Source organism: Aliiroseovarius halocynthiae, from assembly GCF_007004645.1.
In the GTDB taxonomy this organism is placed as follows: domain Bacteria; phylum Pseudomonadota; class Alphaproteobacteria; order Rhodobacterales; family Rhodobacteraceae; genus Aliiroseovarius; species Aliiroseovarius halocynthiae.
Map to the genome: position 1 here is coordinate 103,988 of NZ_ML660024.1, position 14,547 is coordinate 118,534.

A 14,547-nucleotide genomic window follows, 5' to 3' on the forward strand; every position below is an offset into this window, starting at 1 on the left:
CCCCCTTGTTTACAAGGGTTGATCTGTCCGTTTTCCCCATGTAAGAGCACCTCCGTCCCTGACAGTCGGGGGCCAAGTCTCCGCAACCTTGATAAAACGGACCAATAAAATGACCCGTCTTCTTCCTGGCGTTATCGCCATGGCCGCCATTGTCGTGGCCTCAAACATTCTGGTGCAATTTTTGTTCGGCCAATGGCTGACATGGGGCGCCTTCACCTATCCGCTTGCCTTCCTTGTGACCGACGTGATGAACCGCGTCTATGGCGTTTCGGCCGCGCGCAAAGTTGTCTTTGCGGGCTTCGTCACCGGTGTTGTCTGCTCGCTTATCGGCAGTCAAATTATGCTGCAGGGCGATGGATATGAATATGCCGCCGTTCCGCTGCGCGTCGCCGTGGCATCCGGCATTGCCTTCCTGTCGGCCCAACTTCTGGACATCGCAATCTTCAACAAACTGCGCCAAAGTCAGTGGTGGAAAGCGCCACTTGCTTCGACTTTGGTGGGATCCGTCGTCGATACCGCACTGTTCTTCACAATCGCGTTCTCGGCATCAGTGACGTTTTTCAGCGCCTCTGCGAATGATGCAATCAGCTGGGCGTGGGACGCCATTCCCCTCCTGGGCATGGGCCCCGAGGCCCCCCTATGGGTGTCGTTGGCCATCGCTGATTGGTCGGTGAAACTGGCGCTTGCCTTGATCGCGCTGGTGCCGTTCCGCGTCCTCGTCACGAAACTTTCACCAAATCCTGCGTGAAAAGTTTTGACAAACGCAAAATATATGGCACGCTCCTAGATATAGAAACAGCGAGAAAGGAGGTGTCCATGTCAAGAGATACAACGGAGCGAGGTGCCGGGACAGTCTAGGTCGCGACTTTTCGGGGCAGCCCCCGGATCGGAACGCGGGCCGAATTGACATATGTCTAACCGGCCCCACCTCCTACATTCTCGAAAGGGTCGTCCCACTGGGCGGCCCTTTTTCGTTACCCCCGTTTCCGTCCACTCCTCAATTCGCAAGAGAGTTTCCACATTCAACTGCGTTCAAATTCCCTGCCTCTCGCTACGCTCGAACAGGATTTTGAACACTTCTTCGATTAACTGTCGTGTGGAAACACTTTAAGATGCCTGCATGATCCACGTGACAGACGATATCACCCTGCAAGATTGGGAGCTCAGCGAAAGCTTTTCGCGCTCATCCGGCCCCGGCGGGCAGAATGTGAACAAGGTATCAACAGCGGTCGAGCTGCGGTTCGAAGCCGCCCGCTCCCCTCATCTGACGCCAGCTGTGAAGGCACGGCTAAAGCGCATTGCGGGCCGCAAATGGGCGCAAGACGGCGCGATTACCATCCGGGTCGAGGATACCCGCAGCCAAGCCCGAAACCGCGAGATCGCCGCCGAACGCCTGGCCGAGATGATCCGGAAAGCGCTGGTCGCGCCTAAGCGACGCATCCCAACCAAGCCCACCAAGGGGTCGCAGCGCCGGCGCATGGATACCAAGACCAAGCGCGGGCAAGTTAAGGCTTTGCGTGGGCGGGTAACAGATGACTGACTATTTACTTAACAACGCAATTATTTTGGCGTAGCATCCGCGCATGGCAGGGTCTGCTACCAACGGACCGCACCATCCAAACACAGTGGGGCATGACATGGCTGAAACTTCTTCGATCCTAGACAAACGCGCGCGGCTTCTTGGCCCGAACATGACAACGTTCTATCGCGACCCCGTTCACATCATACGGGGTGAAGGCGCGTGGCTGTGGGATGCCGGCGGGAACCGCTATCTGGACTGCTACAACAACGTCCCGCATGTCGGCCACGCGCATCCGAAAGTGGTCGAGGCGATCACCCAACAGGCCGCGACCCTGAACACCCACACACGATATCTGCACGAAGGCATTCTGGATTACGCCGAGCGTCTGACCAACACGATGGATCATAGGCTTGATACGATGATCATGGTCTGCACCGGGTCCGAAGCAAACGACATTGCGCTACGCATGGGCCGCGCGATGACTGGCAAAGTAGGGATCATCTGCACCGACAACACCTATCACGGCAATACCGATCTGGTCAGCCACATGTCCGCCAAAAGGACTCCAATCGGCGGTGCGGTGGATTGGGTGAGAAAGGTGCCCTCACCCGACACGCTCAACCCACTTGGAGGCAGTACCGAGTCGCAGGCACAAGCCTTCGCAGACAGCGTCCAGCACGCGATTAGCGAGCTGGACGCAGAAGGGCACGGGTTCGGAACGCTGATCCTTGACCCATTCTTTGCCAATGAAGGGTTTCCGGAGCTGCCGAAAGGGTTCCTAGATCCAACGGTCGAGGTCGTGCGGCGTGCTGGCGGGATTATCATCGCAGATGAGGTGCAGCCGGGTTTTGGACGCACAGGGCGTAACTTTTGGGGACATGATCGGATTGGGCTGGCGCCCGACATCGTGACGATGGGCAAACCGATGGGTAACGGGCATCCTGTCGCAGCAGTGGTCACCCGACCCGAAATCATGGCCGAGTTCCGCACGCGCTTTGGATACTTCAATACGTTCGGCGGGAACCCGGTTTCAGCGGCGGCGGCAATGGCGGTTCTGGAAGTTCTGGAAGAAGAGAAGCTGGTCGAGAACGCACGGGACACCGGCGACTACGCCCTCGAATTACTTAAGGAACTAAAGCATCCGATGATCGCGGACACGCGCGGCGCGGGGATGTTCATGGGGATCGAGTTCACGCGGGATGGTGACCCGCAAGGGGCGGCTGGGTTCTGTAAAGATCTGGTCGAGGACATGCGCAATCGGGGCGTGCTGTTGCACCTTGTCGGCCGCTATTACCACGGGATCAAAATCCGCCCGCCGATGTGCTTTGACAGAAGCCAAGCGGAGCTGTTGGTCGAAAAACTGGACGCTTCACTGAAGGCCTTGCCTGTATGAATACCGTTTTGAAGCAAGCACTTAAAGCTTGGGGCGCGCAGCATGTGCGGATGATCAAGGATCGCGAGAATGCGGTGCATGAAGTGCGGGTCGCAGGCAAGCCTGCGGCGCTGCGGTTGCACCGTCCGAGGTATCAATCTGCGGCCGCCATTCAGTCAGAACTCGATTGGATGGACGCGCTGGCTGCGAAGGGGATGCAGGTGCCCTCGCCCATCCCGACGACGGGTGGAGAGCTCGTCTTTTCTGTGGGCGCCGACCAGTTGGCGACGATGGTGACGTGGGTCGATGGCGCGCCAATTGGGGAAGGTGGCGTGCCGATGGAAGGCTCGGCAGAGGAGCAGGCCGCGCTGTACCGAAAGGTCGGGACAGAGCTTGCGAAACTGCACAATCTGACGGACGGGATCACCCTGCCCGAGGGCTTCACCCGGCACCGTTGGGACATCCCGGGACTGCTGGGGGAAGACCCGTTTTGGGGGCGGTTTTGGGAGTGTCCGGCACTGAACGAGGACGACCGGAACATGGTTCTGCGGGCGCGGGCTGTGGCGCATGATTTGGCCTCGGTCTTCCTTGAAAATGGGGCGGATTTTGGGTTGATCCACGCGGATGCTCTGCGCGAGAATGTATTCACAGACAACGACACCCTAACCCTGATCGACTTTGACGATGCAGGGTTTGGCTTTCGTCTGTATGACCTTGCAGTGATGATGACCCAGAACGTTGACGAGCCCGCATATGAGGCGATCAAAACGGCGGCGCTGGCAGGGTATCGGGAGCATCGAGCGCTGAGCCAAGAGGCGGAAGACCTGCTGCCCATGTTCCTGATGATGCGCCGCTTTGCCTCGATGGGCTGGGCGGTTCCGCGATACGACCCGACCGGCCCCGAGGTCGCCAGCTATACCCAAAAAGCCGTCACCGCCGCCCGGAATTTCCTTGGGGGATGAGGGCCGCGTGACGAGCGGACATGTTTAAACCTTCTAACGTGGGACGGGGCCGGGTTTTGAAGGTTTTGAAGGTTTTGAAGGTGGTCTATTCAAAGTGAACTTTATCCTCGAATTTTCCAATGGTAGTCGCCGGAAACTGAAACTAGCCCATGACGGTCAACAGGGGCGTGACCATGCTTGAGAATATTGAACATGTCTGTGAGAACTATCCGATTGTCTGAGACATAAGCATGCGAGATAAAATCATCTAACTCTAGATCGCTTACGACCACAGTATCCATACCCATGAACACGTATGTGGGTGGAGCAATTCCAACCCTTGGAAACTCATGTAACCACGTTGAAAGCTGCAACGCTTTGTCTTTGTCGGAAACATAAGACGTAGTTCTATCGGCATGCTTCACCAGGTGCGGGGCAAGGTGAGGCATTAAGTTCGTGTCTACATCTGCCGCCGCTAGAATGATTTGACTAATACTTTCGAGTGCAGTCGATTTCCTCGCAACCAATTGCTCTAGCGCACCAAGCAAGCATCGGCACCCCATACTGTGAGCAATTACATTGACACCAATGTCGCCAACATGAAGAACATGGCTTTCGATGAAATCGGCAAGCGCATATTTGCTATGTTCAACCGAAGCTTCATCTGCGGGGTATCCTAGAAGCTTGCCCTTGGAGGGCCACGAAAACAAGCCTATGCCTTGGCCGATTCCTAGATGGAGACCGATCTGTGCCGCTCGCAACACCCCTTCCTCGAAAGTGGTATTGTAGCCATGCACAAAGATCGTAGGTCGTGCTTTTTCCTTCATTTTTTCAGCAGTTCTGACAAGATGCGACCAGAACAATGCATCGTTTAGCTCAATGTAGTTTTCAATTCTTAAGCTTGCGTCTTTTTTGTTAAACAAACGCTTCCAGAGCCGAGAGCCAATAAAGCCAAGGCTCTTTTCCTCCGGCAGTATAACCTCGCAGAGACCAAGGCTTGTGGTTGTGGCCTTATGGCTGTCGTATCCCACTAATTCGCCACGTTCATAGATCGGGCGGCGTGTTGTCCCATAGTAGACATCATACTTCGCTTTCCGGGTCCGATCATCTTCTACCGCACTTCGTTGGATATCACCGGCCCGCTCCGGCAGCTTAGCTATCTTTGCTTCGTTATACGTTGCAACTGTCGCATATTCGCGAAAGCTCTGGTCACCAATGGCTTCCCTCTGGCTCTCGGAAAGCGCGGTTTCAACAAATTCGGTCCCAATGACTTCAGCTTCGTAAAGCCGTGCCTCAGTTAAATCGGTTTCTTGGAAAACTGCGTTACCGAAGAGAGCCCTAGTTCCATCAATTGCTGTCAGATCAGCGCGTATGAATTTTGCATTCTCAAAGTTGGATTTAGATAAGTCGGCACCGCACAGTTTTGCGTCGGAGAAGTTCGCTCTGGCAAAATTCATATCCGAGAGATCTGCATCCTTCAGATCAGCGCCCGATAGGTCAATTCTCTCAAAAGTTCTTGATGTTTTAGGCTGATCTCGAAAGTCGTGAGGAAGGTGTTGGAAAAACCGGATTCCTGATAAGTCTGGCCTGAAATCAATTCGCTTACGCCGGAGGTTCCATTTGCTTACACCTTCCGCAAGCCATTTCACGTGCCATTCATTTGCCATTGGTAATTACTCAATATCAACCATATCACAATGCAACAAACATCCATGAATGATTTAACGATGGCAATAGAAATGCAACCCTAAGGTGGGTCTAAACAACAACCTCCATTCCCACCTGTTCGCCAACCCCAAACACACGCTTATAGCGCGCGATCTCATCCTTGGGCCCCATCGCCTTGTTGGGATTGTCGGAGAGCTTCACCGTCGCCCTCCCATTCGCTTTCACCGCTTTGCAGACCAGCGAGAACGGGGCGAGGGCATTGTCGGGGACGAGATCTCGGAAATCGTTCGTCAGCAGGGTTCCCCAGCCGAAGCTGGTGCGGACGCGGCCTGCGAATTGTTGGTGCAGTTCGATGATTTTGTCAGTGTCCAGACCGTCCGAGAAGATGACCATTTTCTGGGTCGGATCCTCGCCCCGGGATTTCCACCAGTTGATGGCGGTCTCGGCGCCCGTCGCGGGGTCTCCGCTGTCGATGCGGATGCCGGTCCAGCCGGCCAGCCAATCGGGCGCGTTGTCCAAAAAGCCCTGCGTGCCATAGGTGTCGGGCAAGATGATGCGCAGGTTTCCATCGTGTTCCTCGTGCCAATCGGCAAGTACGTCATAGGGGGCCTGCGCAAGCTCGGCGTCGCCCTGCGCAAGGGCCGCATAGACCATGGGCAGTTCGTGGGCGTTGGTGCCGATGGCTTCGATGTCGCGCTTCATGGCGATGTGGCAGTTTGAGGTGCCAACGAAGCTGCCCGGCAGCCCCTCCATCGCGGCCTGCACGCACCAGTCCTGCCAGAGGTAAGAGTGGCGGCGGCGGGTGCCAAAATCGGCAAGGCGCAGGCCGTCGAGGGTGCGGAGGCGTGCGATCTTCTCCCACGCGCGGGTCATGGCGCGGGCGTAAAGCACTTGCAGTTCGAACTTGCCCATGCCGCGCAGGACGGCGCGCGAGCGTAGCTCCATGAGGACGGAGAGCGCGGGGATTTCCCACAGCATGACCTCGGGCCAGGAGCCTTCGAAGGTGAGTTCGTATTGGTCGCCCACGCGTTCAAGGTGGTAGGCGGGAAGGTGCATGTTCTCGAACCACTCCATGAAGTCCGAGCGAAACATCTGGCGTTTGCCGTAGAAGGTGTTGCCGCGCAGCCATGTGCTTTCGCCGCGCGACAGGGTGAGCGAGCGGATGTGGTCCAATTGCTCGCGCAGTTCACCTTCGTCGATTAGGTCGGCCAAGGGCACGTGTTTCGAGCGGTTGATCAGGCTGAAGGTGACCTGGGCGTCGGGCTTGTTGCGGAAGACCGACTGGCACATCAGAAGCTTGTAGAAATCCGTGTCGATCAGCGAACGGACGATCGGGTCGATCTTGAAGCTGTGATTGTAGACGCGGGTGGCAATGTCAACCATGTTAAGCCTCCAATTTCACGCCTGCGGCGCGCATGTTGTCACGGGCTGCGGCGAGGGATCCATCAAGGTCGATGGCGCGGCAGGCGGCCCCTAACACGGTAACGTCGAAACCGAGTTTAGCCCCGTCGATGGCCGAGTACGCAACGCAGAAATCAGTGGCGAGGCCAACCATGGTCAGTTTGGTGACGCCACGGGTGCGCAGGTAGCCTTCTAACCCGGTGGGGGTGGTCCGGTCATTCTCGAAGAAAGCGGAATAGCTGTCGATCTGCGGACGGAAGCCCTTGCGGATTACCATGTCGGCGGGGTCGGTCAGAAGGTCCTTGTGGAAGGCCGCGCCGTCGGTGCCCTGCACGCAGTGATCAGGCCAGAGGACTTGGGTGCCATATGGCATCTCGGTCGTCTCGAACGGGGCTTTGCCATCGTGGGACGTGGCGAAAGACGAATGGCCTGCCGGGTGCCAATCCTGCGTGAAGACTTTAACCGCGTAGTCGGGCAGCATGGCGTTGATCAAGGGGACGATTCGATCGCCCTCAGAAACAGCAAGTGCGCCGTCGGGGCAGAAATCGTTCTGCACGTCGATCACGATCAGGGCTTCATCTGCATTGCGCATGGGCGGTCCTCCTTGAAACTCAATGGGTAAGGACAGCGCGCAGCATGGTCAAGTGACCGACCTTCTTGCTGCGTTTTCAGAAGGATTCCGAACAGGACAATCAGAGACGGCTTACGTCGAAAGCTGCGCCAGTCAGTTGACGTAGCAACAACAGCAGCGTTCTGCCAGCGGCAACCGAGCTTTCGGTCACAAGAACTGTGTCCTTGCTGTGAATCTGGAGCTTGCCCGCGCTGAACAGGCCATCAGCAGTCGTCAGATCAATGACGAATACGCTGCGCGCGTTATCTGGCCCCTTATCATCCTGCCTCACGGCAGACTGCGGATATTCACGCAAAATCAGGATCCCTTTGGGGTTAGCGCGCGCATCCGAAAGGCCGCCGATGAGTGACATTGCATCCAACGCAGAAATCTCAGACTTCGTGAACGGGATTATTGCTTCTTTCGAGGCCGCCCCCAAAGAACGGAAATATCGACGATCGTCTTCGACGGCCAGCTTGTCGCCCGGACGCAGGAACGTGTCATATGAAGCGCTCGACATGACCTGATCGAGTGGACGCAAATAGGTACGGTTACCGCGGATCAGCTTCACGCTGGGATTTTTGAGGTTCTTGTCCGGTCCACCTGACGCCGCAATGGCATTCAGAACAGAAAAGCTTGGATCATCCAAAGTAATAGGGCCAGGGCGTGTGACACCGGACACGACTGAAACTGTGCCACGAGTGCCCTGTTTGATATTCAACTGCACTTGAGCCGATGGAATGACCTCGGAATATTTCCTCTGAATACGGGCACGGGCCGCTGAATGGGGCATGCCTGCAATATGTACGCTCCCTACGAAGGGCAAGAAGATGGTACCACCAGCCGACACCTGCATGTCCCGCATCTGAACGGTGTTTTGGTCCGGCGTAGACAGAAGTGAGGATTCTTCGCTGTCCCAGACAATGACATCAACGCGATCAAATTCTCTGATAGGCTTTTCCACAGGCGCCGAACCACGCGATGGCCAAGAGTAATTTCCGTCGCTGTTTGGAGCAGGCCAACGCGAAATCGCTGGCAAATTTGCCTTGGTCACATTGTAAATAGCCAAATCAGATCTAGTTTCAGGGCTCCCCCCCCCTATGATCTCTGACTGAATTGCTGCGCCCCGCGGCGCACCACAGCCAACCAACAAAAGGGCCCAAACCGCAACTAAAACAAAACGCATACACGAAACCCCCAAGGTGTCTTTTGGCTTAAAGCAGCAAACCAACTGCTGCGCACCTTAGTAACGCGGCCAGAATATCTCAAGCTCTGACGAGCGCAATTCGCGGTTAATTTCCGACTGTGCACAAAATGAACTGGGTCATGTAAAAACTGCGCATCTTGACGCGCTCATCACCACCAGGGCCAAACATCTGGGGCTTCTACTGAAAGGAGATGGTGCCTGATAGAGTATCGGGTTTCCAAGCCTACTCTAATCTTTTCACAGCGGCTAAGGAATGCACTGACATCAACCGCCAACTCCCATCTATATCAACGGCATTGACAAGCCTAACATACTAAGGGGAGAACGCTACCAAGCAATGCGCACGCTCAGGTCAGATCAAGGTTTCGAATATGCACAACAACGCCAGCCCCAATGGCAGACTGGTTGCCGTTGTCGTGACCTTCAATCGGCTGGATAAGCTTAAGCTAGCGCTGACCAATCTGCTCGCGAACAGCCCAAGTGGATTGGCACACATCGTTGTTGTAAACAATGCCAGCACCGATGGGACAGCGGAGTGGCTGGCCGCGCATAATGACCCGCGACTGGACGTCTTGACAAGCGCAACCAATCGCGGAGGTGCGGGCGGGTTCGAGCAGGGTTTGCAACGGGCGCTGTCCCGGCACAAGGCCGATTGGTATGTGGTCATGGATGACGACGCGTGGCCGGAGCCGGGCATGTTGGACCGCTTCATGGAACATCATCGACCCAACGATACTGCCGTAGCGGCGGCGGTGTATTATCCAGATGGCCGGATTTGTGAAATGAACCGCCCATCCAAAAATCCATTCTGGTCGCCAAGCACCTTCCTTAGCACATTGGTCAAACGCCGCGAGGGCTATCACATTCCGCCCAGCGCCTATACTGCCAAGCAGCCGACGCCGATCGACCTGACTTCTTTCGTGGGGTTGTTCATCTCAAAACGGATGTTAACGACGGCCGGGCTGCCCGATCCAGGACTGTTCATCTATGGCGATGACGTGATCTATACGCTGGGCTTACGAAAACAGGGGTTTAAGATCGAGTTCAACCCATTGATACGGTTCACCCACGATTGCTCGACCTTTCAGGATAACAAGAAGAGGACTTATGAACCGCTGTGGAAAGTCTACTACGCGTATCGCAACGGCCTGATCATGTACCACAAAGCTGCAGGCATGCTCTTCTGGCCCCTTTTGCCGTTGCTGCTGCTAGCGTGGAGACAAGCCGCAAAACGCTATGGCGACAACAGAGAAGCCTATGAACGTTTGCGCAAAGCGGCAATATCTGATGGGCTGCGCCACCGGACATTGCGCAGCCATGCCGAGGTTGTGCAGCTAGCAAAGCGCTAACCAAGCACCTTGCACTACCAAATAGATTTCAAAGCGAACGCCACCTTTGCCCTATGGCCCTCACTCAAATCGTGAATATCGTGCGTCTGTAGTCTGGTTCTGATATTTGTCTTCGCTGGTGGGGTAGGCGTGACAAACGTCAGCCCGCATAAATGATCCGGACGAGTTGTTGCTTCAAGAATAACGCATGCCCGCCTGGAAGATTGTTTTTCCAAGCTGACGGGCAGCAACTTGGAACAATACTGGGGCGATTGATACTGATATTCCCCCCATGTTCGCCCAAATTTCTCTCCTCTCAGGCGAAAAGAACCTGCTAGATTAACTACCAGTCGTGGGAATAGGCGTTGAACATTTCGCCGTGTCCACTTTCCCAAGTGCACCCGGTTGGGTGTGTGGGACCGTGGCACCATCAGTCTTGACCCATACCTAAACCGCCAGCGTAAAGAGCTTCGGTTCATTGTCAGCAGGGCTATACGCTAGTGAAACACGCAAAATGAAAAGTCGCTCATGGCGTAGACAACATCGGGCAAGCTCAAAATCTCAAGCATGTGCCGGCGCAAGGGAAAACTGCCTTTCTCAATGCCCTTAATAAAGGTCAATGCACCCCTTCAAGTGCTCTAGCGAGCCAATGCCATCAATTGTCAGTGTATCGCCATCACCGAAATCAAAAACGGCTGTCTTCCCCGATAGCTTTGCAAATTTCAGAATGCCTTGAGGTGTTTTAACTCCCCCCTTCAGCAACGCGCCGTCGAAAAGAATCTTGTCCTCAGAGCGATTGAAATCGTGAATGCGATCCTTGCCATCATTGAAGATGAAGGTATCGCGTCCAAGGCCACCATACATGGAATCGTTGCCCAGATTTCCAGACAGACGATCGTTGCCCGCCCCCCCAATTAGAATATCGTCACCCAAATTTCCGTAGAGCACATCATTGCCAGATTCACCAAACAATTTATCCTGTCCGTGCCCACCCGACAGAATGTCGTTTCCACTACCCCCGTTCAGATGGTCATTCTGCGCTCCGCCGTACAGCTTGTCATGGCCTAGGTTTCCAAACAGGCGATCATTTCCATTATTACCCCAAAGAATGTCATTTTCTGCCCCTCCTGACAGCAGGTCATTCCCGTGATCTCCAATCACCTTATCCTGGCCGGGTCCTCCAAAAACGATGTCATTGCCGGGACCACCGCGCACGAGGTCATTCCCTAACCCACCATCCAGCCTATCATTGCCCCAGCCGCCGAAAAGCATATCATCGCCAGACTCGCCGTAGAGCATATCATTACCTGACTCGCCGAACAGTTTGTCCCAACCGAGCCCACCCCACAAAAAATCGTTTCCGTCTCCCCCGTTCAGATGGTCATTCTGCGCTCCGCCGTACAGCTTGTCGCTGCCCTCTCCCCCCAACAAGACATCATCGCCTTCTTGACCAAAGAATTTGTTTTCCGACGCATCTCCGACAAATCTATCCCCAAAGCGAGTCCCTATCAGGCCTTCAATGCGCCTAAACTGGTCCCCCACCATACTACCGCCTCCCACTCCAAGCGAAAGGTTCACCGCTGCGCGCGCACTGTTATTGCTCATGTCAACGGTGTCGTATCCTGATGAACCGTCAAAAAAATCGGCACCAGCACCTGCCACGAGCACGTCATCACCGTAGCCGCCGATCAGAATGTCATCTCCAGCGCCGCCACTCAGCCTGTCATTTCCATTGTCTCCGTATAGCTGGTCATCGCCGCCGTCGCCCGAAATCACATCATTTCCGTCACCACCCGAGATGCCGTCATCTCCGTCACCGCCCCACACCGTATCGTCCCCGCTATAGGCATAAATTACGTCATTTCCGCCTTGTCCGAAAAGTGTTTCCCGTTGATCCGAGCCCCCAATTTTGTCATCAAACTCTGTCGCCCGGATGACTTCGATCGACGCGAAACTATCCCCAATTGACCACCCTGCACGCAGGCCAGTCTTCAGATTCAAAACCAACATTGATCCCATGGCAGAATAGTCAACTGTATCGATCCCTGCCCCGCCTATGAATTCATCCGCCCCGTCACCACCAATCAGCGTGTCATTGCCTTCGCCACCAATAAGACTGTCATCCCCAGCCCCCCCGAGAAGCATGTCGTCGCCGCGCTCGCCAAACAAAACGTCATTTCCCGCCAACCCGCGCAAGGTGTCACTGCCCCCACCTCCGTTAAGGTGGTTTCGATCATTATTCCCGACCAGATCATCGGCATAGCTGCTGCCAATCACCCCTTCGATGCTCACGAATGTGTCACCGTCTGCCCCGGTGCCATCCAGCAAAGAAATTGCGACTCCCTGGGTACTAGTGGCGTAGCTCACACGATCCAGACCCGCACCACCCGCAAGCACATCCGCTCCATCGCCGCCGCGCAGGATGTCATCCCCGCCCCCACCACTGAGGTGGTTATCGCCAGCGTCGCCCACCAAAGTGTCGTTGAAATTTGACCCAACCAGGTTCTCGACCGAACTGAATTGGTCACCAAAGGCCGCCAGATCAGTTTCTCCCGTTTGAAGGTTGACCAAAACTCCTGAAATTGCGTTGGCGTATGAAACTGTATCTGCTCCTGTGCCACCTGAAAACAGGTCGCCACCGCCCGACCACATGAGCGTGTCGTCCCCGTCCAACCCCTTCAACGTATCGCGCCCGTCGTTGCCCTCAAGGGTGTCGTTCCCGGAGGTCCCGCTTACGGTTTTCGGAAAGTAGTTGAAGCCGCTTGGAGGCCTGTCTAGCGTCAAGACATTCTCAGTCAGAAAGTGCCATGTGCTCAGCGCCCCACCATGCACGCTTCTAATGTGCAATATCTCATCGAGATAGCTCAATGTCGCGCCCCAACTGGCCGAGGTAATCTGAATCTGACTTGCGTCATAAAGCATGTGATAGCCGCTTAGATCCAACCTATCTTGTGTGGGATCGAAGTCAGTAATCGTGTCCGAAGCACCATCAGCTTTCATGACGAACACGTCCGCGCCTTCGCCACCGGAAAGCGTATCGACGCCTGCACCATCACAAAGGATATCGCTGCCCTCACCGCCTGAAAGCGTGTCATCGCCATATCCGCCAAGAATCGTATCACTGTTTGAACCGCCGGTTAGAACGTCGCTTGAAATTCCCCCCGACAGCGTATTGCCCGCCTGATCAGGGTCGATGGTGAATCGGCTAATGCCCCTTTCAGTTTCGCTTGTAGCAAAAACAACGATTTTTCCGTCCACAACTGTCGCTTCAAGCGATGCGATATTCTGAAGCGCCGTCGCCTGAGTGTCCGCAATTGTGTCTAGATGAACCAGCGATCCATCTGGCAAAAGCGTAAACAGTGACAACCCATCGTCCGATCCGCCCGCAATGACGTACAATCTGCCTTGATGCTCGACCATGGCGAGTTCACTCACGTCCGAGAACCGCGTGAATTTGTTGTCGATGACATGATCCACTGGGACCAACTCGCCAGACGATGCGATTTTGAATACGGTCAGAGAGGCACTTCCAGCACTGGACATAACTACAAAATTTTGCGCGCCAATAGATCCAGTCACCAATGCGGTGGGCGTTCCGACTGGCAAGACCGTTTCGGCCGAGTGCTCGGTCACCAAGGTTGGGACGCCGTTCTCATCCAGCAGATAACTGGCAATCCCGTCACCCGACGAGGACGCGGCGATCAATACCTGATGAGAGCCAAAATTCACAGTTTCAAGGTCAATTAGGTCAGGCTCAACTTGATATCCCTGCTGGCTATAGTCTCCCTGCAAGATAAACTCATTATCCGCCTCCAAGGTATAGTGCTTGAACCCTGTACCTGCTTTGCTGGCTCCGTAGACATGTGTGACGCCGTCGATAATGGTTGCGTGCATCGCCGTCAGCAAACCCACCCCATCAGGTCCCCACTGATATGTGGATGGGTTCGATAGCTGCCCGCCAACGCTCAGTGTCAAACCGCTAATGGACCAGTCGCTTTGGCCGAACGCCATCAACACGGTTGCGCCATTATGTGTGACCGTTTCCAATACCGGGGTTGAAGACACAACCGCGCCACCCCCCGTCGAAACCTGATCGGACAGCGTTAGCGTCCCATCAGAGCCGACCGAATATATCATGGATCCCTGCGCCGAAGCGCTGATCGTCGCCAGATAGGCTTGGCCGCCATCTAGGACTATCTGAAGATCCGAAATTCCAGAATCGTACTGTTGGCTGGCACCAAAACTGGTACCAGCGAAAATCAATTTGGTCACCCCAACCACCCTCGATTTCACCCTCGCGCACTACAACGCCAGTAGAGTGTGTTGGCCGGGGGTTAATAACTACTTATCTGCCATCAGGGATTTGTTTAGGAATTGTAAGCAATTGAATCTTAGCAAATCATTACCCAAGCAGGAGGGCGAAGAGTAGACGACTTGCACGTCTCGATTCCCATCCTCAATCATTCCTATTTGCCAAGCCAAATGTGATGTGGAACAA

At 55.1% G+C, this 14,547-nt stretch carries 10 protein-coding genes; 5 read left to right on the top strand and 5 right to left on the bottom strand.

Annotated features, from left to right (window positions below; translation table 11 throughout):
- The first annotated feature begins 109 nt into the window (after positions 1-109).
- From FIL88_RS13775 to FIL88_RS13790, 4 genes are all read left to right on the top strand, one after another.
- Entirely contained in the window at positions 110-748 is a 639-nt protein-coding gene (locus FIL88_RS13775; RefSeq protein WP_142854460.1) for a queuosine precursor transporter, read from the top strand.
- 372 nt (positions 749-1,120) lie between these two features.
- Positions 1,121-1,540 carry an alternative ribosome rescue aminoacyl-tRNA hydrolase ArfB gene (arfB, locus tag FIL88_RS13780; RefSeq protein WP_142854461.1) on the top strand — a complete coding sequence of 140 codons (420 nt, stop codon included), beginning with the start codon at positions 1,121-1,123 and terminating at the stop codon, positions 1,538-1,540.
- 97 nt (positions 1,541-1,637) lie between these two features.
- Positions 1,638-2,915: an aspartate aminotransferase family protein gene (locus tag FIL88_RS13785; protein ID WP_142854462.1), complete on the top strand. Its 1,278-nt coding sequence runs from the start codon at positions 1,638-1,640 to the stop codon at positions 2,913-2,915.
- Positions 2,912-3,856: a phosphotransferase enzyme family protein gene (locus FIL88_RS13790; protein WP_142854463.1), complete on the top strand. Its 945-nt coding sequence runs from the start codon at positions 2,912-2,914 to the stop codon at positions 3,854-3,856. Before FIL88_RS13785 ends, FIL88_RS13790 begins: the two co-directional genes overlap by 4 nt.
- A gap of 101 nt (positions 3,857-3,957) precedes the next feature.
- On the opposite strand, the gene FIL88_RS13795 is transcribed toward FIL88_RS13790, so the two are convergent.
- From FIL88_RS13795 to FIL88_RS13810, 4 genes are all read right to left on the bottom strand, one after another.
- Positions 3,958-5,502, bottom strand: a complete 1,545-nt coding sequence (locus tag FIL88_RS13795) for an alpha/beta hydrolase (RefSeq protein ID WP_142854464.1) — start codon at positions 5,500-5,502, stop codon at positions 3,958-3,960.
- Positions 5,503-5,593: 91 nt separating this feature from the next.
- Complete coding sequence (gene pncB, locus FIL88_RS13800; protein WP_142854465.1) at positions 5,594-6,886, bottom strand: nicotinate phosphoribosyltransferase; 1,293 nt, start codon at positions 6,884-6,886, stop codon at positions 5,594-5,596.
- 1 nt (position 6,887) lies between these two features.
- Entirely contained in the window at positions 6,888-7,496 is a 609-nt protein-coding gene (gene pncA, locus FIL88_RS13805; protein WP_142854466.1) for a bifunctional nicotinamidase/pyrazinamidase, read from the bottom strand.
- Between the two features lie 100 nt (positions 7,497-7,596).
- Positions 7,597-8,478 (bottom strand): polysaccharide biosynthesis/export family protein, encoded by an 882-nt coding sequence (locus FIL88_RS13810; RefSeq protein WP_185960951.1) that lies wholly within the window; start codon positions 8,476-8,478, stop codon positions 7,597-7,599.
- Positions 8,479-9,092: 614 nt separating this feature from the next.
- Between FIL88_RS13810 and FIL88_RS13815 the strand changes: the two genes are divergently transcribed.
- Positions 9,093-10,070 carry a glycosyltransferase gene (locus FIL88_RS13815; RefSeq protein WP_142854468.1) on the top strand — a complete coding sequence of 326 codons (978 nt, stop codon included), beginning with the start codon at positions 9,093-9,095 and terminating at the stop codon, positions 10,068-10,070.
- A 585-nt stretch (positions 10,071-10,655) separates the two neighbouring features.
- Here FIL88_RS13815 and FIL88_RS13820 read toward each other — a convergent pair.
- Positions 10,656-14,321 carry a calcium-binding protein gene (locus tag FIL88_RS13820; RefSeq protein ID WP_142854469.1) on the bottom strand — a complete coding sequence of 1,222 codons (3,666 nt, stop codon included), beginning with the start codon at positions 14,319-14,321 and terminating at the stop codon, positions 10,656-10,658.
- Positions 14,322-14,547 lie beyond the last annotated feature (226 nt).

What these genes read in the sequence shown, in the direction of transcription:
- FIL88_RS13815 (WP_142854468.1), top strand. Translation starts at nt 9,093, where the DNA reads ATGCACAACAACGCCAGCCCCAATGGCAGACTGGTTGCCGTTGTCGTG.
- FIL88_RS13775 (WP_142854460.1), top strand. Translation starts at nt 110, where the DNA reads ATGACCCGTCTTCTTCCTGGCGTTATCGCCATGGCCGCCATTGTCGTG.
- arfB (WP_142854461.1), top strand. Translation starts at nt 1,121, where the DNA reads ATGATCCACGTGACAGACGATATCACCCTGCAAGATTGGGAGCTCAGC.
- FIL88_RS13795 (WP_142854464.1), bottom strand. Translation starts at nt 5,502, where the DNA reads ATGGCAAATGAATGGCACGTGAAATGGCTTGCGGAAGGTGTAAGCAAA.
- FIL88_RS13785 (WP_142854462.1), top strand. Translation starts at nt 1,638, where the DNA reads ATGGCTGAAACTTCTTCGATCCTAGACAAACGCGCGCGGCTTCTTGGC.
- FIL88_RS13790 (WP_142854463.1), top strand. Translation starts at nt 2,912, where the DNA reads ATGAATACCGTTTTGAAGCAAGCACTTAAAGCTTGGGGCGCGCAGCAT.
- pncA (WP_142854466.1), bottom strand. Translation starts at nt 7,496, where the DNA reads ATGCGCAATGCAGATGAAGCCCTGATCGTGATCGACGTGCAGAACGAT.
- pncB (WP_142854465.1), bottom strand. Translation starts at nt 6,886, where the DNA reads ATGGTTGACATTGCCACCCGCGTCTACAATCACAGCTTCAAGATCGAC.